The sequence below is a fragment of the Streptomyces sp. NPDC050560 genome, assembly GCF_044457285.1.
GTDB lineage: Bacteria > Actinomycetota > Actinomycetes > Streptomycetales > Streptomycetaceae > Streptomyces.
Genome location: NZ_JBITGT010000009.1, coordinates 176,737 through 198,360, shown reverse-complemented (window position 1 = coordinate 198,360; position 21,624 = coordinate 176,737). Strand labels below are relative to the sequence as shown.

Here is a 21,624-nt window from a genome sequence, read left to right as displayed (position 1 = left end):
AGTCCTCATTCCGGGTTCAGCGGTAGCGCAGCAGGCGCCGCTCGACCAGCCCGACGAGCAGGTCGAAGACCATGGCGATGACGGTGATGACGGCGAGGCCCGCGAACACACCGGTGATGTCCAGCAGGTTCGACGAGGTCTTGATGTAGTAGCCGAGCCCGACGCTCGATCCGATGATCTCCGCGATCACCGCGCCGATCAGCGCGAGCCCGATGGCGAGGCGCAGCCCGGTCAGCAGCCAGGAGACCAGCGCGGGGAAGACCACCCAGCGCAGCGTCCGCCGGCGGCCCGCCCGGTGGACGCGGGCCATGTCGAGCAGGTCGGGGTCGATGCTCCTGATGCCCTCGTGGACGTTGTAGAAGATCACGAACACCACCATGGTGATGATCATCGTGATCTTGGAGGCGAGGCCGATCCCGAACCAGACGATGAACAGCGGCGCGAGGGCCACCCGCGGCAGGCTGTAGAGGGCCATGACGTACGGGTGGAACCAGCGGCCGACGATCCCCGAGTAGACGATCGCGAGCCCCAGCGCCACCCCGAGGACGGTCCCGGCGGCGAGGCCCACCGCGAACTCCTCCATGGTGGCCTCCAGATGGGGCCACAGCTCGCCGCTCGCGACCAGGTCGGCGAGCCGCCGCGCCACCGCGGCGGGCGAGCTGACGTAGAAGGCGCGGACCCACCGCCCCGAGGCGAGCTGCCAGAGCGCGAGCGCGACCACCCCGACCAGCACCCGGCCGCCATACAGCGCGAGGCGGTAGCGGCGGTCGGCCCGCCGGTCGGCCGCGTCGTGGTCGAGGTCGGCGCGGTCGCCGTGCCCGCCGGGGACGACGGGCCCGTCGGGTGCCACGGTGTCCTGCGCGGTGGGCGCCTGCGCCTGCCGGGCGCCCGCGCCGCTCGCCGGTGCGCCGCGGGCGGCGCGGGTGAAGGACGGCACGGCTCACCCTCCGTTCTCGTGGTCCACGGCGGCGCGGCCGGGGCCCGGGTCGGGGCCCGTGGCCACCGGGCGCGCGGGGTCGGCGCTCCAGGCCGACCAGGAGCCGGGGTAGAGGGCGACGGGGATGCCGAGCGCGGTCAGCACCGCCGTCTGGAAGGCCGCCGAAACGCCGCTTCCGCAGTAGACGGCGAACGGCGTGGGCCCGGGCGCCTCGCCGTCGGCCCGGGGCAGCAGGGCCGCGTACCGCGCGCGGAGCGCGGCGGGGTCGGACAGGGTGCCGTCGACGCGGAGGTTGGCGGCGGCGGGGGTGCTGTGCGCGCCGGGGATATGGCCCCGTTCGTAGGCGTCGATGCCGCGCGCGTCGAAGAGCAGACCGCGCGCCGCGTACGCCGCCGCCGTGTCGGCGTCGACCACGGGCAGCGCTCCGGTGGTCAGGACGGCGTCCCCCGGTGCGGGAAGCGGACTTTGACGGTCCGTCAGACGGTGCCCGCGTGCGGTCCAGGCGGCGATTCCTCCGTCCAGGATGCGTACGTTCTCCAGGCCCGCCCAGCGCAGCACCCACCAGGCGCGCCCGGCGGAGAGCCCGGACCTGGCGTCGTAGACGACCACCGGGGTGCCGTGGGAGACGCCCCAGCGGCGCACGGTGGCCTGGAGGGTGTCCAGGGCCGGCAGGGGGTGGCGCCCCTCGTCCGGCCGTCCGGGGCGGGCGAGGTCACGGGCCAGGTCGACGTACAGGGCTCCGGGGATGTGGCCTTCGGCGAAGGCGGCGTGCCCGGCACCGTCCTGCCGGGGGTCGTGGCGCACGTCGAGGAGCACGGGCCGTTCGTCGCCGGACAGGAGGCGGGCGAGTTCGTCGGCGTCGACGGTGACCCGGGTGGCGTCGGGCGCGGTGCTCACCGTCCGTTCACCGCCTCGCGCTCGGCCGCCCAGCGGTTGCGCGGGCGCCCGAGCCCCAGGTGGTCGCGGAGGGTGTGGCCCTCGTACGCGGTCCTGAAGAGGCCGCGGCGGCGCAGCTCGGGCACGACGAGATCGACGAACGCGTCGAGGGAGGCGGGCATCTCGGGCGGGAAGATCATGAACCCGTCGGCCGCGCCCGCCTCGAACCACTCTTCGAGTACGTCGGCGACACGGGACGGGGAGCCGACGATCTCCTTGAACCAACCCCCGCGTATGAAAGAGGAGTTGACCTCGCGGAGGGTGACGTCCTGCGTGCCCCACAGCTCCCGGGCCCCGTTCACGATCGCCGTGGCGTCGGGCGGTGCCGTGGTGAGGTCGAGGACGTCGCCGAGCACGGCGTCCGGGTCGACGCCTTCGAGGTCGAGTCCGAGGGCGGCGGCGAGTTGCCGGGTGTCCGTGGCGCGTACGGCCAGGCGGTGCAGCCGGGCGTAGAGTGCGTGCGCCTCGCGGTCGGTGGGCGCGGTGTAGACGGCGACCCCGGGGACGATCCGCTGGTCGTCGGCCGAACGGCCGTGCTCGGGCAGCCGGTTCTTGAGGTCGGCGTAGTACGCGGCGGCGCCGTCGAGGCCGAGCACCGAGGAGTTGGTGAACCGCAGGTCGCAGTAGCGTGCGCCCAACTGCCGTGAGCGCTCGGAGGCGCCCGCGTTGATGAGGGGTATCTGCCCCTGGACGGGCCGCTCGACGTTGAGCGGCCCCGCGACGGAGAAGAACTCGCCCTTGTAGTCGATGCGGTGGACCCGGCTGTCGTCGACGAACCGCCCGGTGCGCGGGTCGGCGACGCGCGCGTCGTCCTCCCAACTGTCCCACAACTGCTGGAGCACCTCGATGAACTCGGTGGCCCAGTCGTAGCGGCGTGCGTTGTCCCAGTGCTCGTTGCGGCCGAAGTTGTCGGCCGCCTCCTGGTTCTTGCCGGTGACGACGTTCAGCCCGATGCGGCCGCCGCTGAGGTGGTCGATGGTGGCCAGCGACCTGGCCACGTTGTACGGCTCCGCGTAGGTGGTGTTGACGGTGGTGATCAGCCCGATGTGCTCGGTGACGGCGGCGATGTTGGCGGCGAGCGTCAGCGCCTCGGGGCGCAGCACCTCGTTGGGGGCGGCGAACTGGGAGGCGGTGAGGCCCACGACGCGGTCGCCGATGAAGAAGAAGTCGAACGTGCCGCGTTCCGCGGTGCGGGCGGCGGCCTGGAGGAGCCGCGGGCTGGAGTTCCCGTCCGGGTGGGAGCCGGGGGAGCGCCAGGCGCCGGGGAGAAAACCGGTCGGCCAGATGGTGAAGCCGAGGTGCATACGGCGTCCGTTCGGAGCCATGGGAGTTCGCCTTTCGCGACGGAACGGGCGGATCGGGGCAGGGAGTTGGGCGGCGGGGCGCGCGAGCCCGCACACCGCTCGCGGGCCGTGCGGACGCGGGTCGCACACCGCCCGCACACCGCCCCCTTCATGGGGACGGGGCCGGCCCGGGTGTGTGGCAGGGGATGGCGACCGGCCGAAGGGCGGCCGGTGGGACGGCTACCGGCCCGGGGCGGTCGCCCGGGCGTCGCACCGCGGGGCGGGGCGGGACGCGGGACCGGGAGGGCGGGGCTGAGCGGCCCGGGTCAACAGAGGCTGGAGGAGACGTCCATCTGGTCGACGTACCGGCGGGCCACGCTGTACAGGGTGCGCAGGGCCGGCAGGGCGCCGGTCGCATCGGTGACGACCGCGGTCGTGTCACGCCGCCCGTCCACCACGCCGACTCCCTTCGCTTCCCGCCCTGTCGACCGGTGTGCGCCGCCCGGCCCCGTCCCGGAGAACCAGCACTCCGGGCGGGCACGTTGACAACCGCCACCAGAAACGTATACGCAGCGTATACACAAGCGTCGGGGCACGCAAGAGCCCCGTGAGGTGCGCGCGGCCCCGCAGGCCGCGGGCGGGTCACGGGGAGGGAGCGGGCCGGGGCGGCGGGTGCGAGGGCATGATCGTGCCCGCCCCGGGGCGCCCTATGATGCTGAACGTCCTTCAACGGTCCAGGGAGTGCGGATGGCGAGCGCCGGGTCGCGAACGAGCGGGGGGCACCACGGTGTCGGCGGCCCCGGCGACGTGCACTACAACCGCATCAGGGACGACCTGGTCCACGGCACCTTCCCGCCGGGGACGGTCCTGCTGGAGACGGTGCTCTCCGAGCGCTACGGAGTTTCCCGCACCCCCGTGCGCGAGGCGCTCGGCAGGCTGGCGCAGGACGGTTTCATCGACCGCGGCTCCCGCGGCTTCGTGGTGCGCCACCGCGGCCCCGAGGAGATCCTGGCGATCTATGAGGCGCGGATCTCCCTGGAGTCCACCGCGGCCGCGCTGGCGGCGGAGCGTCGCACCTCCTTCGACCTCACCCGCCTCGACCACCTGGTGGAGCAGCGCCGCGCCGCGACCGGGACGGCGGACCGCGCCACCCTCACCGCCATGAACGAGGAGTGGCACCGGGCGCTGCGGGCCGCCGCACGCAACGACATCGTGGCCGGTTTCCTCGACCGCCTCGACAGCCTGCTGGCGATCTACCGCCCGGCCATCACCATCCAGGCGGGTCCCGACCGCACGGTCCCGGAGCACGGGGCCGTCCTCGACGCGGTCCGCGCCTCCGACCCCGAGGAGGCCGGGCGGGCCATGACCGTCCATCTCGCCCGCATGCGGGACCTCAGGATCGAGGCACTGGCCCGGGAGTCGGGATGAGCCGGCGGATCGTGGCCCGCCCGAGGGGAGTTGGGGTCAGGAGCGTTCGGGCGCGCAGTGGTGTGCGGCGCGTTCGGTGAGGGCGCGGTGGGAGATCTTCCCGGTCGGGCCGAGCGGCATCGTGTCGACGAGCAGGACGTACTCCGGGTGTTTCCGCCTGGCCAGGCCCCTGGCGCGCAGATGGGCCGTCAGCGTGTCCAGGGTGGGCGCGGCGGCGCCGGGTGCCGGGCGGACACAGGCGCACAGCCGCTCGCCCAGGTCGGGGTCGGGCACCGGTACGCACGCCACCTCCGCGACCGCGGGACAGGTGCCCAACTCGGCCTCCACCTCGGCGGCGCTGATGTTCTGCCCGCCCCGTACGACGATCCGTCGAAGCCGCCCGAGAACCCACAGGCGGCCGTGCTCGTCCAGGCGGCCGAGGTCACCGGTGCGCACCCAGCCGCCAGGTGCGCGGTAACGGGCGTCCAGCTCGGGTGAGTTGACGTAGCACATCGGGGTCATCGGGCCCAGCGCCTCGATCTGTCCCGGTCGGCCGGGGGGCAGTACGCGGCCGTCGGGGCCGGTGATCCGGATGCGGGCGACCTCCGGGTCGGGCACGCCCGTGCTGCCCCCTGGCGCGGCGCCGTCGTCGGCCGTGTGGCAGTTCACCCCGTCCGACGAGCCGTACACGGTGATCACGGGCCGGCCGAACCGGGACCGGCACAGCCCGGCCGTCGACTCGGGGAGCGCGGCGCCGCTGGAGACGACGGCGCGCAGCGACGACAGGTCCTCCCCGGCCGTCGGGGGCAGGTCGGCGATCCGGCGGAGCATGGTGGGCACCCCGAAGAGGTGGGTCGCGCGGTGCGCGGCGACCAGCCGCAGCGCGTCGGCCGGGTCGAACGACCCCTGCACGATCAGCGTGCCGCCCAGCGCCGCGAGGGTGACAGGAGTGCCCAGGGAGCCGAAGGAGGAGGCGAGCGGTACGAGCACCAGATGGCGTGGCGGTGCCGGATCGCGGTGCAGTGCGCGGACGTATGCGGCCCTGCCGCCCGCCATGCCCTGGTGGCTGTAGGCGACCGTCTTGGGCTCGGTCTCGGACCCCGAGGACACCAGGATGCGCGCCGGGCCGCACGGGTCGACACGGTGTGGCCGCCATCCGCGGGCAGCAGCGCCCCCGTCGTCCGCCTCGCCCGGCGTCAGGACCGCGTACTGCCGCCGGTCCGGGGGGAGTTCGGCCCGCTCCGGCTCGGGCAGGACGATGGCGCGGGCCCGGCAGCGCTCCAGCAGCAGGGCGAGGTCGCGGGCGCCGCCGCCCGGCGGCAGCGGCAGCGCCACCGCGCCGCACGCGTACACCGCCAGCTCCGCCGCGACCGCGTCCCGGCCGTTGGGCAGCCGGATGCCCACGACGTCACGGGCGCGCACCCCGGCGCGTACCAGCAGGGCCGCCCACCGCCGCACCGCGGTGTGCAGGGCGGCATAGTCGAGCGGCCCCGCGTCGTCCACCACGGCCTCGCGGCCCGGGTGTTCGCCGACCCGGCGGGTGAACAGGGTGTACAGGTCGGCGTCCGGGCACAGGCCCGCCGCCGTCCAGGCCCCGCGCAGTGCCCGCGGCACCAGGTCGGGGAAGGGGACGCCGTTCGCCGACGTCCACACGGCCGGTGGCGCCACGGTGGGCTTTGTGGCCGCGGCGGGCATTCCTGTGCTCGTGCTCACGCGAACTCCCAGGGGGCGGTCGGCCGGGCGCAGGCCCGGGAGGGTGCGGTGGGATCGGCCGGTACGACCGCGGCTTGGAAGGCGGGGTCGTCCGGCAGGGTGGCCAGGTCCGTACGGACCGGTACCGCGGAGAGCCCCGCCCCCGCCAGCCGCGAGATCACGGCCGCGCTGTCCATGGCGCGGAGCCGGCCGGACGGCCCGGCCGACGGGTCGGCGCCCGGCCCCAGCAGCCGCGCCAGCGCCTCCGGTTGGGAACGGGCGTCGGGGCCAGGGCACACATAGCCGTCGGCGGTCCGCAGCGGAAGATCCCAGGGTGTCCAGCGGACCCGGTGCGCGGCGCGCGGCACCAGGGCCGCCGCGGACTCGAGAGAGGACACCACCGCGCGGCCGCGCCGTGTCCCCTCCCGAGCCAGCAGCGCCGCCAGCACGCCCTGCGCGCAGACCAGGCCGCCGAGGACGTCGGTGAGGGTCATCAGGGACGGCGCCGCGGGGGTGCCCAGGGGCCGTACGGCCGCGGCGAGACCGCCGCGGACCTGGGCCAGGTAGTCGGTGCCCAGCAGCCCGCGGCCGTCGGTGCCGGGGCCGAAGCCCGCGGCCCACGCGCACACCAGGGCAGGTGAGGCGGCGAGCATCCCGGGTGCGTCGAGGCCGAAGCGCGCGGCCTTCCCCGGCGCCCAGTTGTGCAGGAACACGTCGGCGTCGGCGGCGAGTGCCAGCACCGTCTTGCGCCCGGCCGCGGTGGTCAGGTCCGCCTCCACGACGTCCTTGCCCGCGTTCAGCGCCGTGAACCGGGCCGAGCAGTCCCCGGCGAGCGGCGCGAGCCAGCGCATCGGGTCGCCGCCGGGCGGCTCCACGCGGACGATGTCGGCGCCAAGCAGCCGCAACAGATGCCCGGTGAGGGGCCCCTGCACCCGGCGCGTCGACTCCACCACCCGCAGCCCCCGCAGCGGGAGCACCGCCGTCCCCGGCGCCGCGGGCCCGGCGGCACACCGCGGCGCCGTGGCGCCGCGCGGGGCGGGGGCCGGTGTGTCCAGCCACGGCGGTGGTACGGCGGCGGGCGACGGGTCGTCACCGATGACGAGCAGGCTGACGCCCGCGGTGTCGGCGGCCGCCCGCAGCGCGGCCAGCGGGGCGGCGCGTGCCGCGTCGCGCAGCGCCTGCGGCAGGGGGCACACGGCGGTGGCGAACCGCTGCTGGAAGGGCCACCAGCCGTGCCCCGCGACCTCGGGGGCCACGTCGAGGCCCGCCCAGAAACGGCGCCAGGCCCCGGGGTCCAGGGTCTCGGCCTCCAGGCGGACACCCTCGGCGGACACCAGCGTCGCAAGGCCCCCGGCGACCGGGTCGGCCCCCGCGGGGCGAGCGGGCCCGGCCTCCGCGTCCGGGTCGTACGGGGCGGTGGCGGCGGCGAGGTACTGCGCCAGGGCCAGGAGCGCACCCTGCGCCACCGAGGTCCGCGCCTCGGTCAGAGCAAGGCCCCTGGCCCGCGCGAGGAGGAGCGCGGTGGTGCCCTGGGCCGCGAGGACCCCGGCCACCGCCGACGCGTAGTCCACGGCGAGCGGGAGCGGCCCGCCGGTCGCCCGGCCGTGCACATGCATGATTCCGCAAACCGCCTGCACCGCGCGCTCGTCCGGCAGTTCCGCGCCGACCGGCCCCGCCCAGTCGACGGCGCAGCGCGCGGCGCCCCTGACGAGGTACGCGCCGCCGGGCAGGCCGTCCGCGGTGTGGCGCAGCAGCCGTTCGGCGACGTCCAGGGCGGTGCCCGGCCGGGTGGCGGCCGTCAGGACCGGGGTCACCTGTCCGTGTCCGCGGGGCGGCGGCCCTGGACCGAGTAGAAGACGCTGGAGGCGGCCAGGAAGGACGGGTCCCGCATCAGCGCGCGCACCCGCTCCAGGTCCCCGTCCGTCAGCCCCTGTTCGAGCAGTTGGTCGCGGAGGTTGTGGGTGTGGTTGAGCTGGAGGCCGAGACCGGGCTCGCCCGCGTGCCGCACCGCCACCCGGATGTGCACGTCGAGGTCGACGAGCCCGGCCGCCCGCAGCGCGGCGGGCGCCTTGCGGCCCCAGTGCGGGTCGCCCCCGGCCGCGCGCATCGCCGCGCCCTTCGCCGCCAGGAACCGCAGATACAGCTCCTCGGCCTCCGGACCGGGGGTGAGCAGCGGGGGTTCGTAGGAGGCGTCGAACTCGTCGACGTGCAGGACGCCCCCGGGCCGCAGCGCGCGGACGAGCCGCCCGAGCACGGTCTCACGGGTCGGCAGGTGCTGGAGGACGAGGCGGGCGACGATCAGGTCGTACACCGCCTCGGGCAGCGGGTCGACGGTCACGTCGAGCGCCGCGACCCGCAGTCCGGGCTCCGGCCGCAGCGCGCTGGGGTCGCGGTCGCTGGCGAGCACCGACCCGCCCGGCAGCACCCGCCCCGCCAGCCAGCGGGAGACGCTGCCGCCGCCCGCGCCGATCTCCAGGCAGTGCCAGCCGGGCCCGACGCCGAGCGCCGCGAGCCGGGGCAGTGTCACGGGGTCGTTGGCCGCCGCCGACCAGTGCTGCCGGTCGCGGCCGTGTTCTGTGTCGTTCGCGAAGAGCGGGCGGCCGGGGGCCGGCACGGTGCCGGGATCGCTCCGGTGCATGCGTCGGTTCTCCTTCCCCTGCGGGGTTCAGGTCCAGCGGCCGGTGCCGAGGAGCGCGTCATGGCCGGTGAGGAGTTCGGCGAGGGCGGCGCGGCGCACCTTGCCTGTGCCGGTGCGCGGCACTTCGTCCCAGCCCAGTACGGCCGGTTCGGCCAGGTCGGGCAGGCCGGTGGCGGCGCGCTTCCACTCGGCCGCGTCGAGCCGCCCGTCGCCGGTGACGACCACGGGCAGCGGCGGGCCGCCGCCCGGGATGTTCAGGACCACGCACTCCACGGCCCGCGGCAGCCGCTCCTCCAGCAGGTCCTCGGTGGCCAGGCAGCTCAGCCCCGGCCCGCTGTCGACCTCCCGGTCGAGGACGCTGACGCGGCCCGACCTGTGCCGTACGCCCAGGTCGCCGGTGGACCACCAGCCGTCCCTCAGCTTGGCGTCCCAGCGGGTGCCCTCGCCGACATAGCCGAGGCCGAGCGCCGCCGTACGCACCTGGAGCAACCCGGGCCGGCCCCGCGGCACCTGACGCAGCGTCAGGGGGTCGACGACCCGCAGTCGGGTGCGCACCGGCACCGGGCGGCCCAGCCTGCGGGCGTCGCCCGCGGGCCCCGACGCGGCGCGCCTCGTGTGGAAGCGGAAGGTCAGCGGCCCCGTCTCGGTCTGTCCCCAGACCTGCATCCACAGCGGCTCGCCGACCCGGGACACGGAGAGGTACGACCGCAGGACGGGCGGGTGCACGGCGTCGTACGTGCTGATGTAGAGCCGCACCGAGCGGAACGGGCTGTCGAGGCGCCCGGTCAGCGGCCGCAGCCTGACATAGGTCGACGGCAGCGCCTCGACGACGGTGGGGCGGTGGGTGCGCAGCAGCGGGTCCGCCAGGTCGGGGTCGTCCCCGGTGAGGATCAGCAGCGCGGCCGGGGGGCGGGACATCACCACCGCCGTCCAGCAGAACGTGCGCGCGTGGGCGTACGCGCTCGCGTTGAGCAGCACGTCCCGCGGGCGCAGCCCGACCAGGGGCAGCGGCGCCGTCTCGGCGCGGGCGAGCCTGTGCACGAGGGTGCGGGTGGAGTGCACCACGAGCTTCGGTAGCCCCGTGGTGCCCGACGTGTGGTGGATGACCAACGGCTCGTCGTCGTGGCGGCGCACCGGGGCAGCGGGGCCGCCTGGGCTCAGCGCCGCCAGGTGGTCGGCGCCCGGCGCCGGGCCGTCCACGGTGATACGGAGCGGTGCGGCCCGCAGCGCGTCGCAGCGTGCGAGCAGCGCGGCCGTCGTGACGACCGCGGCCGGTTCCAGCCGGTCGAGGAGGGTGCCGAGGGTGGGCGCGTCGAGCCGGTCGGAGAGCTGCGCCGGTACCGCGCCGAGCCGTACCGCGGCGCAGGCGAGCAGGTCGTAGTCCCAGTGGTTGTCCTTGACGATCGCCACCCGGTCGCCGGGACCGACCCCGGCCGCGGACAGCCGGGCGGCCGTGGCGCGTACCAGGGCGGCGAGCGCGGGCACCGTCCAGCGGGTCCCGTCCCGCGGCGCGATGTCGAAGGGCCGGTCCAGGCGTACGACGGTGGGCGCGCCGTGCGCGGCGGCCTCGTCGAACAGGGTGCCCATGTCATGAGGCCGCATGGCTCTGCTCTCCTCGCTCGTCGCCGGACGCCCGAAGGGGCCGCCCGATCCTGCTCAGCACCCGGGACGCGGCCAGCGCCCCCGACCGGACGGCGCCCTCGGCCGCCGGGCGCAGCATCACCCAGTCGCCCGCGTACTCCACCGCGCGCGCCGGACGGGACAGGAACCCGGGGCGCTCGCGCAGCGCCCGCGGCCGGGCCTCCGGGAGCCCGTGCCTGAAGGGGTGCACGAAGTGCCGTACGACGACGCCGGGTTCGGCGAGCCCCGGCACATAGCGCTCGGCGGCGCGGGTGAGCCGCCCGGCGGCCTCCTCCTCCGGCGCCTCAAGCAGTTCGGGCACGCACCGCGGGGCGGCGAGCAGGCTGAGGAGACCGCGGCCCGCCGGGGCCCTGCCGGGATGCTTGGCGTGGTCGACGACCACCCCGGAGAGTTCCGCCTCCTCGACGGCCGGGGTGAGCAGGACGTGCACCGGCCTCCCGGCGGCGGGGGAGAGCGGCCGCCGCAGCAGGAGGCTCACCTTCAGCATCGGGGTGAACCCGCTCGCCTCGACGAAACCCGCCTCGTCCGGCGGGAGTTCTGGCCGCAGCGCGCGGACGAGCGGGGCGGGCACGGCGAGGACCGCGGCCCGCGCGGTGACCGCGTCCCCCTCCTCGAACCGCAGGACGGCACGGCCGCCCTCGTCCACCACCTCGCGCACCGCGCGGCCGGTGACGACGTCGAGGCCGGCGGCGAGCCGCCTGGCCAGGTGGTCCATGCCGTCCCGGTAGGTGCGCCACCCGGAGGGCGCGCCGTTCTCCCTGAGGAGGTCCAGCAGCGGTCCCGCCGCGGAACGGGCGGTGTCCCAGCCGAAGAAGCAGCCCGCGACCGGCTGGAGGAGGTAGTCGTGCAGGTCGCGGTGGTAGCGCGCGGCCGCCTCCCGCAGGGTCGCCGCACCCGGCGGCCCCGCCTCAAGGGGGACGTCACCGGTGGTGGGACGGCCGGTGCGCGCCATGAGGACGGCCAGGTCGAGCCGGGCCCGGGGGCGCAGTCCCGCCCCGGTGAGCACCGCCGTCGGCTCGCCCACGCCGAGGTGGGCACGCCCCCCGCGCCACACCCCGACGCCCGCCCCGACCCGCGGCACCTCCGTGGGCCTGGCGCCGAGCCGCCGCAGCAGCTCCCAGGTCGCCGGGTAGCCGCGCTCGGAGAGCTGCTCCGCGCCCGTGTCGACGGTCCAGCCCTCGTGCCGCAGGCTGCGCATCCTGCCGCCCACGTGCGGCGACCGCTCGTAGACGCGGACGGTGAGACCGGCACGCCGCAGTTCGTGCGCGGCGCTCAGCCCCGCGGCGCCCGCCCCCACCACGGCCACGTCCAGCTCCGGTACGCGGCTCATCCGCCCGCCCCCGATCCGGCGACGACATTGGCCGCGACCATCAGCACCACACTCAGCCTGTGCACCCGGAAGCCGGTGCGGCGGGCCTTCATGATGTCCCCGCGGACGAAGCCGGTCAGATACTGCCGCAGCCGCAGCGCCGAGGCGGGCAGCATCACCAGGACGAACCAGCCGGGCGCGACACCGGTCGCCGAGGCGAGCGCGCCGATCAGGAACTCGGTGGCGGAGAGCGCCGCGATGAAGACCGCGTTGCCCCGCTCCGACACCAGCGCCGCCACCGTCGGCCGCCCCACCGCCCGGTCGCCCGCCACATCGTTGGTGTTGGAGTACACCCCGAACATCAGCGGGCCGAAGCCGAACAGCACCCCCTGCACCATCATGAAGGGGAAGAAGCCGCCCGTCAGCAGCCCGTGCGGCACGATCACCAGGACCGCGCCGAGCGCGGCCAGGAAGACCTCCTGGAAGCCGTGGTAGCTCAGCTTGAGACCGTACGAGTACTGGAGCGCCACCACGAAGAGGGCCGCGGCGGCCGCGACCGCCCAGCCCGGCCTGTGGGGCGCGCACAGCACCGCGGCGCCCCACAGCACGGCGCCGACCGCCGCCGACACCCAGGCGAAGGACAGTGCCTGAGGCACCGTCAGGGTTCCTGCCACCAGGGGCTTGCGGGCCTTGGCGCGCAGCCGGTCGTCGGGCGCGTAGTTGGTGAGGTCGCTGCCGTCGCGGAAGCCCGTGACGTCGTCCAGGGCGACCATCGCCATCAGCAGGGCGACCGAGCCCGCCGTGAACAGCACGAGCACCAGGCCGTCCCGCCCGGTGAACGTGCCGCGGGGGAACGCCACCGCCGCGAGCACCATGAGGACGCCGAGGTAGTAGTCGTACACATCCAGCTTGCCGAGCCGGGCGTAGGTGCGCAGCCGGCCCTCCCGCTCCTCCCCGGCCAGGCGGGAGCCGGTGGCGATACTGTCCGTCAAGATGACCTCTCCGATGTGTCGGGCGGCAGGGGCGCGTGCCGTGCTCCCGGCGGCCGGGCGCGCTGCCGCGGCCCGCCGGGGTGCGGCTCAGGCGCCGGTGGGGGTGTGACGGCGGGGGCGGCCTTCGGCGAAGGACACGACGGCGTCGGCGACCCGCTCGACCTGAGTGTCCGTCAGCAGATGGTGGACGGGCAGGGCCAGGTGCCGGTCGGCGGCCGCGCGTGCGTGCGGCCAGCGGCCCCCGCGGGCGTACGGGGCGAAGGCGCGGTGCGCCGGAAGCGGCCGCGGGTAGTACACGTGGGTGGCGATGTTCCGCTCGCCCAAGTACGCCCGCAGGGCGGCCCGTTCGTCGGCCCGGACGGTGTAGACGTAGCAGCAGCGCCCGTCCGTGCCGGGCGGCGGCGGGGCGACTCCCCGGTCGGCCAGGGGCAGGAAGCGCTCGGTGTAGTAGGCGGCGATCCGGGCGCGCCGTGCGAGCCGCGCGGGGAAGCCGGGGAGGCGGTGGGTCTGGAAGGCGGCCTGCACCTCGTCGAAGCGGCTGTTGAACCCGACGGTGTTGTGGACGAAGCGCTGCCCGGGACGCTGCCCGTGATTGCGCAACAGCCGCACCCGTGCCGCGAGTTCGGCGTCGCGTGTGATGACGGCCCCGCCCTCGCCCGGCATCCCGCAGGTCTTCACCTGGACGAAGGAGTACACCCCGGCCTCGCCCCAGAGCCCCGCGGGCACACCCCCGAGGACGCCGCCCTGTGCGACGGCCGAGTCCTCCACGAGGCGGATGCCGAGCCGGGTGGAGAGTTCCACGAAGCGCGGCATGTCCGCCATCACGGAGAACATGTGCGCGGGCAGCACCGCCCTGGTACGGGGCGTCACCAGGGGCTCGACGCCTTCCGGGCTCATCGTCATGGTGTCGGGCCCGATGTCGGCGAAGACCGGTACGGCCCCGGCCCAGACCACCGACGCGGCGAGCGGGGCGCAGCCGAAGGCGGGCACGATCACCTCGTCGCCCTCGCCGATCCCCATCGCGCGGAGCACCAGGGAGAGCGCGGAGGTGCCGCTGGAGCAGCAGACCACGTCCGCGGCCCCGAGCTGCCCGCGCAGCACATCCTCGAACTCCGCGGTGCGCGGCCCGAGGATGAACCGCTGCCCGGGGTCGAGCCCCACCTCGCGGACCAGGCGGATCAGCGCGTCCCTGTCCTCCTCGAAGAGCGTCGGAGGGAAGAAGTGCACGATGTCACCGCGTGGCGCGGGTCCTTCCGGCGCGGGTGCGGCGGGGGCCGGTACGGCCGGGGGGCGTCCGGTGTCCGCGGTCATGAGGGCCTCCCCGTCGTCGCCGTGGTCGCCGTCGTCGCAGTGGTGTGGAAGGCGCGGACGGCGGCACAGACACGCTCCACTTGCGCGGTGTCCAGGTCGGGGTGGAAGGGCAGGGCGACGGCGTGCCGGGCCGCGGCCGCGGCGTGCGGGAACTCGCCCCGCCGGTGGCCCAGATGCGCGAACGCCGGCTGGTCGGGCAGCGGCAGCGGGTAGTAGACCTCGGTGCCGATGCCGTGCTCGTCGAGGTGGGACACGAGGGCGTCGCGCCGCTCGCTCTCGATCAGGTACACGTAGTACACGTCGCGGTCGCCCCCTTCCTCCCGGGGCGGGCCCGGCAGCCGGAGCACGCCCGGCACGTCCCGCAGCCGCGCGGTGTACTCACGCGCCAACTCGGCCCTGCGGGCGATCTGTTCTTCGAGCACCGCGGTCTTGGCGAGCAGCACCGCGGCCTGTACGTCGTCCATCTTGCTGTTCACACCCGGCAGGGCGCTCTCGGTGGCCACCGCCGGGAAGTCGTCGAGGGTCCTGCCGCCGCGCCCGTGGTGGCGCAGCGCGTCGGCGGCCGCCGCCACGGACGGGTCGTCGGTCAGTACGGCGCCCGCGTCCCCGAGCGCGCCCAGCGTCTTGGACGGGAAGAACGAGAGGACGCCGCCCGCCCCGTGCAGACCCGCGTGCCTGCCGCCCTGGCGCATGCCGATCGCCTCGGCGCTGTCCTCCACCACCGTCAGCCCGTGGCGCCGGGCCACCGCGGTGACCGCGGCCATGTCGGCCATGGTGTGGAACAGGTGGACGGGCATGACGAACCGGCTGTCGACGGTCACGGCCGCCTCCAGCGCCGCCGGGTCCATCGCATAAGTCGCCGGGTCGATGTCGACGAACTGCGGCCGCCCGCCCGCCAGTACCACCGCGGAGGCGGTGGCGAAGAACGAGTAGGCGGGCACCAGGACCCCGTCGCCCGCTTCGAGGCCGCAGGCCCGCAGCAGCAGGACCAGGGCGTCCGTACCGGAGTTGACCCCGATCACATGTCCGGCACCGGTGTAGCGGGCGAGCGCTTCCTCGAACTCGCCCACCTGCTTTCCGTGCGAGAACTTCCCGTTGTCGAAGACCTCGCCCAGCTTTTTCTCGATCGACGGCCAAAGACGTGCGAAGGTCTTCGCCTGAGAAAAGAAGGGAATGGATTCACCCGTCGGGACGGAGGGCGAATACGCGCCCTCCTGGCCCGGCAGTTTCTCTCTTGCCGCCACTTCCCACCCAACTCTTGGAACCTGGAGACTGGACTCTAGCCACAATCAAGAGGCGGAACAGAAAATGAAAGCATCATCTTCACACGTACGTGTCATGTGAATTCGAAAAACTTGACCTCCCCTCTCGGCCGCGGAGATAGTCCCAGGGCGTCACCCGCCGACTTGCCGGTGCACCGCGGCCGGTTCCCGGGCCCGGCGGGCCTGACACCGGCCCCCTTCGCCCCGCGGGGCGCCCCTCGCCGCGCCCCCGGCCCGTCCCGCCCCAGCCCTCACGGAGGACAGATGCTCCAGCCCCTCGTCGTCGGGCTAGGCCGGTCAGGCGCCGGGCTCCATCTGCGGACCCTGCGTACCCTGGCCGCGCGGACCGGCGCCACGGGCACCCCGCCGGTCGCCCTGCCCGCCGTCGGCCACGACCCCCGCGCAGCCGCCCTCGCCCTCGACGCCCCCGACCTCGTGGTCGTCCCCGAGCTTGAGGACAGCCTGGCGCACCTGGACCCGGCCCGGACGGTCGTCCATCTGTGCGTCCCGCCGGGCCGGCGCCTGCCCGTGCTGGAGCAACTGGCCGCCCTGGGCTTCCGGCGCGTCCTCGTGGAGAAGCCGCTCGCCGCCACCGGGGACGAACTCGACGCCCTGGTACGGCTGCGCGAGCGGACCCCGCTGCGCCTGGTGGTCGTCGCCCACTGGCTCACCTCGCGGCTGGCCGGGCGGCTGCGGGACACGGTGCGCTCCGGGCGGCTCGGCGCGCTGCGCCGGATCACGGTCGACCAGCACAAACCGCGCTTCGCCCGCTCGCTCACCGACCGCGGGCACCGTACGGCCCTCGACGTCGAGATCCCGCACTCCCTCGGCCTCGTGCTCGACCTGGCAGGACCCGCGCGGCTGCGGGCCGCCCACTGCTGGGACCTGCGCTACGAGGACCGCACCCTGCCGCTGATGGGCGGCGCCAGTGTCGAACTCGCCCACGACGGCGGGGTCCTGACCCGGCTGCGCTCCGACCTCGGGGCGCCCGTGCGCCAGCGCCGGGTGCACTGCGTCTTCGACCACGGCACCGCCACCGCCCACTTCCCGGTCGCCGAGGACGACCACCACGCCCAACTCGCCCTCATGGCAGGGAGCCCGCCGGGGCCGGTCCATGTCCCGGGCCGGGCCGCGGACTTCGGGCCGCTCGACCGGCCGCACCCCGCCTCCCACGGGCCCGCAGGGACGACCGGTGTGCACACGTCGAGGCACGTCCTCTACGACGACGCCCTCACGGACTTCCTCGAACACGCCTACCGGGCCTTCCGCACCGGCACCGAAGCCGCCGCCGCACCCTGCGACTTCGCCTCCGCGCACCGCGCCGCCCGGCTGCTCTGCGAGGCCAGGGACCACTGCGTCACGGCCCCGGGCCCCGCCCCGGCCCCCGCCCATGACTGACCCCGTGCCACCGCACCGCCCCCGCGCGCCCTTCGGCCGACTCACCGGCACCGGCGCCCCGCACGGCCACGACGCCGCGACCGCGCACGCCGGGAGGCCGCTGTGAGCCCGCTGTTCACCCCACGGGACCGCGACCTGCTGCTGGACCTGCTGCGCCTGCCGACCGTCAACCCCCTGGAGCGCGAACCCGACGGCCCCCGGGCCACAGGCGCGGGCCCCGTCCCCCGGCCCCAGGACGGCACGGCCTCGTACGCGCACGGGGCGGCGCGGCCACGCGGGCCGCTGGCCGAGGCACAGCGCCGGTACGCGGCGGCCGCCGCCGAGTTCGGCCTGCGGCCGGTCTACCACGCGAGCCCGCCCGCCGCCGTACTGGAACGGCCCGGGGTGCCCGCGCCCGTCCGCGAGGCGGCCCGCGACCCCGGCTTCCTCGCGGCCCAGCCGAGCCTGGTCCTGCGCCTCGGACCCCCGCGCCCCCCTGCCGGGACCCTGATGTTCAACGTGCACCTCGACACCGTCGCGGGAGCCGGGCCCTTCGCCTTCGACGGCGCACGCTTCACCGGCCGCGGCTCCGCCGACGCGAAGGGCCCCGCCGTCGCGCTGCTGGCCGGGCTGCGGGCCGCCGCCGCCCACCGGCGCGTCGGCGAAGCCCTGACGGTCCTCGTCCAGGCGGTCGCGGGGGAGGAGGGCGGCGCGCTCGGCACCTACGGGACGCGACCGCTGGTCGAGGCCGGCTACCACGGGCACCTCAACGTGTTCTGCGAGCCCACCGGCCTGCGCGCGCTGCCCAGGGCGACCGCCGCCATGACCGCGCGCATCACCGTCGACGGCCGCGACGCCGTCGACGACCGGCCGGACGCGGGCCACAACGCGACCGTGCTGCTCGGCTTCCTCGCCCAGCACCTGGCACGCGGCCTCGACCGAGCCGTCCCCGGCACCCGGGTCTGCGTCGCGGGGCTGCACACCGGCCGCCTCCACAACCGGGTGCACGGCAGCGGTACCCTGCTGCTGAACCTGTCCTACGCGTCGACGCCCGCGGGCCGCCGCCTCGCCGCCGCACTCACCGGACAACTCGACTCCGCCCTCCACGCCTTCACCGAACTCTTCGGCCACACAAGGGAGTTCGGCCGCACCGCCCAAGACGCCGCCGCCATCGCCCGGTTGACCTGGGACAAGCGGGACCTGCCCGCACTGGACAACCCGGCCGCCTGGGCCGAGCGGCTGCTGACCGGAGCGGGCGCGCCCCCCGCGCCGCCCGACGACCCCGGATTCACCTGCGACGCCATCTGGGCAGCGGGCCTGGAGGGCGCCCACACCACGGTCCTCGGACCCGGCACCCTCGACGCCAACAGGGCGCACGCCGCAGGGGAGTTCATCGACCTCGCCGACCTGGAGGCGTACGCGGGGATCATCCACCGGCTCACCACCCGCTACGCCGACCTGCTCAGTTCCCGGGACGCCACCGCATCCCGGGACCCCCGCCCGGCCGGGCCACCGCCGGACCCGCCGCCCGTACGACCCACCGCCGAGGACCCCGCATGACCACCTCCGTCACCCCGCTCCCCGCCGAAGGGAACGCCACCGTTCCCGTGCCCCACGACCGGCTCCACACCGCGCTCACCGGCCTGTTCACCCGGCACGGCCTGCCGCACGCGCGCGCCGCGCTCGCCGCCCACGCGCTGTGCCACGGCGACCTGACCGGCCACGAGTCGCACGGCGTCTTCAACCTCACCCGGCTCTACCTCCCCCTCCTCACATCCGGCAGATGCGACCCGCGTGCCGAGCCGCGCACCCGCACCGACCTGGGGGCCTGCGCACTCGTCGACGCGGGACGCGCACTGGGCCTGTGGGCCGCCGCCGAGGCCATGGACGACGCCGTCGAACGGGCAGGGCGGCACGGTGTGGGACTGGTCTCCGTACGCGACGCCACCCACTTCGGCTGCGCGGGCTTCCACGCCCTGCGCGCCGCGGAGGCCGGGATGATCGGCGTCGTCATGAGCAACTGCGGCGGCCAGCGCATCGTCCGCCCGCCCGGCGGCGCCCTGGCGATGCTCGGCACCAATCCGCTGAGCGTCGCCGCGCCCGCGCTCGAAGGACACCCCTTTCTGCTGGACATGTCCACCACCGTCGCCCCCTCGGGACGGGTCAGACTGGCCGCCCAGCGGGGCCGTCCGGTGCCCGCGGGCTGGCTTGAGGACGCGGCAGGCAACCCGGTCACCGACCCGGCGGGCTTCGACGACGGCGCGGCGTTCCTGCGCTGGCTCGGCGGCACCCCCGACGACGGGGTCCACAAGGGCTACGGCCTCGGCCTCGCGGTGGAGCTGCTGGCCGCCGTGGTGTCCGGGGCCGCCGTGGGCCCCGCGCCCGCCGCTCTCGAAGGCGACGGCGGCCCGCACGGCCGCGACGACGACATCGGCTTCCTGCTGCTCGCCGTCGCACCCGGCGCCCTGCGCCCCGGCGCCGACATCGCGGCCGAGACCGCCTCGCTCTTCGGTACCCTCGCCGCCTGCCCGCCCACGGCCGACCGGCCCCCGGTCCGCTATCCGGGCTGGCACGAGGCGGAACGCGCCGCCCTGCGCCGCCGCACCGGCATCCCGATGGCCGCACCGCTGCACGCGGAACTCGCCGCCCTCGGCCTGCTCCCCACGGCCACGGGGGACGCCCTGTGAACCGGCCCCTGCGGCTCGGCCTGATCGGCCTCGGCGCGATCTCGCCCTACTACCTCGCCGCCGCGGCACGCTCCCCCCGCTGGGACCTCGTGGCCGTCTGCGACCCCCGCCCGCCCCGGCGCGCCCAGGACCCCGCGCCCCGCTTCGACGACCACCGCGACCTGCTGCGCACGGCACGGCCCGACGCGGTGGTCGTCGCCGTCCCCAACCACGCGCACCTCGACGTCTGCACCGACGCGCTGAACGCCGGGGTCCCGGTGTGCGTGGAGAAGCCGCTCGCGCTCACCCCGGCGCAGGGGCGCACCCTGGCCGACCTGGCGGAGGCCCGCTCCGTCCCGCTGATGACGGCCTTCCACCGGCGCTACAACGCGGCCGTCCGCGCGCTCGCGGCACGCACCCGGGGGCAGCGGGTCAGCTCGGTGCGGGTCCGCTACCTGGAGCGCATCGAGGACCACCTCGGCGGCGAGGACTGGTACCTCGACCCCGCACGCTGCGGCGGCGGCTGCCTCGCCGACAACGGCCCCAACGCCTTCGACGTCGTACGGCAGTTGCTGCCGGACACCGGCCCCGGCCTTGCGGTCGACGCGGCCGAGCTGCACCGCGACGCGTCCGGCACCGACCGGCGTGCGGTGGTCCTGCTGCGGTGCGGCGACACGGCGGTCCGGGTCGACCTCGACTGGTCGTTCCCCGGCGAACGCAAGGACGTGGAGGCGGTGTTGGCCGACGGACGGGTGCTGCACGCCGACATGCTCGCGGGCCATCCCGGCTTCAAGAACTCGCTCTGGCACGAGTACGAGGCGCTGCTCGCCGAGTTCGCCGGACTCGCCGGGCGCACGGCACTGCCTTCGCCCGGCGCACACGGCGGGCTCGCCTCCCTGGACCTGGTGGCGGCCTCGTACGCCGCCGCGGACGGCGGCCACCGGGCCGCGGCGGACGCCGGAGCGGACCGGTGAACCCCCGGGAGGACGGGCCCAAGCGCGTCGTGACCGGGCGGCTGGTCAAGGTGCTGACCCACCGGCGCACCGACCGCGGGATGCGGCTCCAGGAGTACGCGGCCCGTTGCGTGCTGCGCGGCCAGGTCCACGAACTCGTCACCACCGACCAGTGGGACCCGGCCCCGGGCGCCAGGATCGACCGGGTCGGCTTCCTCGGCTTCGCCGAGCTGGAGTGCGGCGGTGTGCTCGACCGCGGCGACACCCTGGTGATCGGCGGGTGCGACGTCGGCACCGTCCTCGGCTTCGACGGCTGCCACCTGCCGAACCACCTCAACATCCTCGTCCATACCGCCAGGCCGCTCACCGGCCCCGACCTGGGGCTGCGGCCCGAGGCACCGGTCGCGTTCCACCAGGGCCCGCCCCTCGCGGCCGACGCCCACGCGGCGGCGGGCCGTACCGCGCTCCCGGCCCACCCCTGACCCCGGTGGCGGGTGCGCGGTGGCCCCGGCCCGGACCTCGCCGGACCGGGGCCTGCCGCGCCGGTGCGCCGCCCGTGGATCAGCCCAGCAGCTCGGCGTCAAGACGGCCGAAGTGGAACTCACGCATGACGCGCAGCAGTTCCTCCTCCGACAGATGGCCGTTGCCGTCCGCGTCGACCTTGCCGAACAGCTCGCGCGCGTTGCTGGTCGGCAGCCCCACACCGACGAGCCACGCCCGGAACTCGTCGGCGTCCATCTTGCCGTCGTGGTCCTGGTCGCAGATCCCGATGAGGGCCTTCACCAGCGGGGACAGGGCGCGGTTGAAACCGGCCTCGCCGTCGCTGAACAGCAGCTTGCCGGTGACGTCGAGGAACTGCTCCCTGCTGAGGCCCTGCCCGGCCTGGACACCGGCCCGCCCCGCGAGGTGCTCGTAGAGGCCCACGAAGGCGGCCGTGAGGGCTTCGGCCTGTGGCGTGCCGCTGCGGCCGATGTTCTGGGCGATCCTGGCGGCCTCCTCCTGGAAGTCGCGGGCCTCAAGAATGCCGTTGCCGTCGATGTCCCACTTCTCGAAGCGCTTTTCGAGGCGGGCGGTGGCGGTTGCGTTGCTCATGGAGTCTCCTTGGGTGTCGAGTGGCGGGCGTCGGACATCGCCGACGGCCCGCCGCGGTCCGTGCGACGCCGAGGGGCGCGCACGGAGTCTGTGGGGCCGCGGGGCTCCGCAGGGCGCACGGCCCTGGG

19 protein-coding genes are annotated in these 21,624 nt (G+C 75.6%); 6 read left to right on the top strand and 13 right to left on the bottom strand.

Annotated features, from left to right (window positions below; genetic code table 11):
* Window positions 1-16: 16 nt before the first annotated feature.
* From ACIBIW_RS22155 to ACIBIW_RS22140, 4 genes are all read right to left on the bottom strand, one after another.
* Window positions 17-937: an ABC transporter permease gene (locus ACIBIW_RS22155; RefSeq protein WP_399338670.1), complete on the bottom strand. Its 921-nt coding sequence runs from the start codon at window positions 935-937 to the stop codon at window positions 17-19.
* A 3-nt stretch (window positions 938-940) separates the two neighbouring features.
* Window positions 941-1,834, bottom strand: a complete 894-nt coding sequence (locus tag ACIBIW_RS22150; RefSeq protein WP_399338669.1) for a sulfurtransferase — start codon at window positions 1,832-1,834, stop codon at window positions 941-943.
* Window positions 1,831-3,198 carry an NtaA/DmoA family FMN-dependent monooxygenase gene (locus ACIBIW_RS22145; protein WP_399338668.1) on the bottom strand — a complete coding sequence of 456 codons (1,368 nt, stop codon included), beginning with the start codon at window positions 3,196-3,198 and terminating at the stop codon, window positions 1,831-1,833. The genes ACIBIW_RS22150 and ACIBIW_RS22145 overlap by 4 nt, the downstream gene beginning before the upstream one ends.
* 284 nt (window positions 3,199-3,482) lie before the next feature.
* Window positions 3,483-3,611: a hypothetical protein gene (locus ACIBIW_RS22140; RefSeq protein ID WP_399338667.1), complete on the bottom strand. Its 129-nt coding sequence runs from the start codon at window positions 3,609-3,611 to the stop codon at window positions 3,483-3,485.
* Between the two features lie 292 nt (window positions 3,612-3,903).
* On the opposite strand from ACIBIW_RS22140, the gene ACIBIW_RS22135 reads away from it, so the two are divergent.
* Entirely contained in the window at window positions 3,904-4,584 is a 681-nt protein-coding gene (locus ACIBIW_RS22135) for a GntR family transcriptional regulator (protein WP_399338666.1), read from the top strand.
* Window positions 4,585-4,620: 36 nt separating this feature from the next.
* Here the strand turns inward: ACIBIW_RS22135 and ACIBIW_RS22130 are convergent, their stop codons facing one another.
* From ACIBIW_RS22130 to ACIBIW_RS22095, 8 genes are all read right to left on the bottom strand, one after another.
* Entirely contained in the window at window positions 4,621-6,276 is a 1,656-nt protein-coding gene (locus ACIBIW_RS22130) for a class I adenylate-forming enzyme family protein (protein WP_399338665.1), read from the bottom strand.
* On the bottom strand, window positions 6,273-8,069 hold the full coding sequence (locus tag ACIBIW_RS22125) for a CoA transferase (protein WP_399338664.1): 1,797 nt from the start codon (window positions 8,067-8,069) through the stop codon (window positions 6,273-6,275). The genes ACIBIW_RS22130 and ACIBIW_RS22125 overlap by 4 nt, the downstream gene beginning before the upstream one ends.
* Entirely contained in the window at window positions 8,066-8,893 is an 828-nt protein-coding gene (locus ACIBIW_RS22120) for a class I SAM-dependent methyltransferase (protein WP_399338663.1), read from the bottom strand. The genes ACIBIW_RS22125 and ACIBIW_RS22120 overlap by 4 nt, the downstream gene beginning before the upstream one ends.
* A gap of 27 nt (window positions 8,894-8,920) precedes the next feature.
* The gene (locus ACIBIW_RS22115; RefSeq protein WP_399338662.1) at window positions 8,921-10,495 is read right to left on the bottom strand and encodes a class I adenylate-forming enzyme family protein; all 1,575 of its coding nucleotides are present in this window, start codon (window positions 10,493-10,495) and stop codon (window positions 8,921-8,923) included.
* Complete coding sequence (locus tag ACIBIW_RS22110) at window positions 10,482-11,864, bottom strand: NAD(P)/FAD-dependent oxidoreductase (RefSeq protein ID WP_399338661.1); 1,383 nt, start codon at window positions 11,862-11,864, stop codon at window positions 10,482-10,484. Before ACIBIW_RS22110 ends, ACIBIW_RS22115 begins: the two co-directional genes overlap by 14 nt.
* On the bottom strand, window positions 11,861-12,835 hold the full coding sequence (locus ACIBIW_RS22105) for a UbiA family prenyltransferase (protein ID WP_399338660.1): 975 nt from the start codon (window positions 12,833-12,835) through the stop codon (window positions 11,861-11,863). The genes ACIBIW_RS22110 and ACIBIW_RS22105 overlap by 4 nt, the downstream gene beginning before the upstream one ends.
* 87 nt (window positions 12,836-12,922) lie before the next feature.
* Window positions 12,923-14,146 carry a DegT/DnrJ/EryC1/StrS family aminotransferase gene (locus ACIBIW_RS22100; RefSeq protein WP_399338658.1) on the bottom strand — a complete coding sequence of 408 codons (1,224 nt, stop codon included), beginning with the start codon at window positions 14,144-14,146 and terminating at the stop codon, window positions 12,923-12,925.
* Window positions 14,143-15,390 carry a DegT/DnrJ/EryC1/StrS family aminotransferase gene (locus tag ACIBIW_RS22095; RefSeq protein ID WP_399338657.1) on the bottom strand — a complete coding sequence of 416 codons (1,248 nt, stop codon included), beginning with the start codon at window positions 15,388-15,390 and terminating at the stop codon, window positions 14,143-14,145. Before ACIBIW_RS22095 ends, ACIBIW_RS22100 begins: the two co-directional genes overlap by 4 nt.
* Before the next feature lie 282 nt (window positions 15,391-15,672).
* Here ACIBIW_RS22095 and ACIBIW_RS22090 point away from each other — a divergent pair, with 282 nt between their 5' ends.
* From ACIBIW_RS22090 to ACIBIW_RS22070, 5 genes are all read left to right on the top strand, one after another.
* A complete protein-coding gene (locus ACIBIW_RS22090) occupies window positions 15,673-16,806 on the top strand; it encodes a Gfo/Idh/MocA family oxidoreductase (protein WP_399338656.1) in 1,134 nt (377 codons plus the stop codon).
* A gap of 102 nt (window positions 16,807-16,908) precedes the next feature.
* Window positions 16,909-18,345, top strand: coding sequence for a M20/M25/M40 family metallo-hydrolase (locus tag ACIBIW_RS22085; protein ID WP_399338655.1), 1,437 nt, complete (start codon window positions 16,909-16,911; stop codon window positions 18,343-18,345).
* A complete protein-coding gene (locus ACIBIW_RS22080) occupies window positions 18,342-19,472 on the top strand; it encodes an Ldh family oxidoreductase (RefSeq protein WP_399338654.1) in 1,131 nt (376 codons plus the stop codon). Before ACIBIW_RS22085 ends, ACIBIW_RS22080 begins: the two co-directional genes overlap by 4 nt.
* Entirely contained in the window at window positions 19,469-20,425 is a 957-nt protein-coding gene (locus ACIBIW_RS22075; RefSeq protein WP_399338653.1) for a Gfo/Idh/MocA family protein, read from the top strand. Before ACIBIW_RS22080 ends, ACIBIW_RS22075 begins: the two co-directional genes overlap by 4 nt.
* The gene (locus ACIBIW_RS22070; RefSeq protein ID WP_399338652.1) at window positions 20,422-20,886 is read left to right on the top strand and encodes a DUF6917 domain-containing protein; all 465 of its coding nucleotides are present in this window, start codon (window positions 20,422-20,424) and stop codon (window positions 20,884-20,886) included. Before ACIBIW_RS22075 ends, ACIBIW_RS22070 begins: the two co-directional genes overlap by 4 nt.
* Window positions 20,887-20,965: 79 nt before the next feature.
* On the opposite strand, the gene ACIBIW_RS22065 is transcribed toward ACIBIW_RS22070, so the two are convergent.
* Complete coding sequence (locus ACIBIW_RS22065; RefSeq protein WP_399338651.1) at window positions 20,966-21,496, bottom strand: EF-hand domain-containing protein; 531 nt, start codon at window positions 21,494-21,496, stop codon at window positions 20,966-20,968.
* Window positions 21,497-21,624 lie beyond the last annotated feature (128 nt).

Bases quoted from the DNA above. Each gene is read 5' to 3' on its own strand.
- ACIBIW_RS22145 (WP_399338668.1), bottom strand. From the start codon at position 3,198: ATGGCTCCGAACGGACGCCGTATGCACCTCGGCTTCACCATCTGGCCG.
- ACIBIW_RS22135 (WP_399338666.1), top strand. From the start codon at position 3,904: ATGGCGAGCGCCGGGTCGCGAACGAGCGGGGGGCACCACGGTGTCGGC.
- ACIBIW_RS22120 (WP_399338663.1), bottom strand. From the start codon at position 8,893: ATGCACCGGAGCGATCCCGGCACCGTGCCGGCCCCCGGCCGCCCGCTC.
- ACIBIW_RS22115 (WP_399338662.1), bottom strand. From the start codon at position 10,495: ATGCGGCCTCATGACATGGGCACCCTGTTCGACGAGGCCGCCGCGCAC.
- ACIBIW_RS22110 (WP_399338661.1), bottom strand. From the start codon at position 11,864: ATGAGCCGCGTACCGGAGCTGGACGTGGCCGTGGTGGGGGCGGGCGCC.
- ACIBIW_RS22100 (WP_399338658.1), bottom strand. From the start codon at position 14,146: ATGACCGCGGACACCGGACGCCCCCCGGCCGTACCGGCCCCCGCCGCA.
- ACIBIW_RS22090 (WP_399338656.1), top strand. From the start codon at position 15,673: ATGCTCCAGCCCCTCGTCGTCGGGCTAGGCCGGTCAGGCGCCGGGCTC.
- ACIBIW_RS22080 (WP_399338654.1), top strand. From the start codon at position 18,342: ATGACCACCTCCGTCACCCCGCTCCCCGCCGAAGGGAACGCCACCGTT.
- ACIBIW_RS22065 (WP_399338651.1), bottom strand. From the start codon at position 21,496: ATGAGCAACGCAACCGCCACCGCCCGCCTCGAAAAGCGCTTCGAGAAG.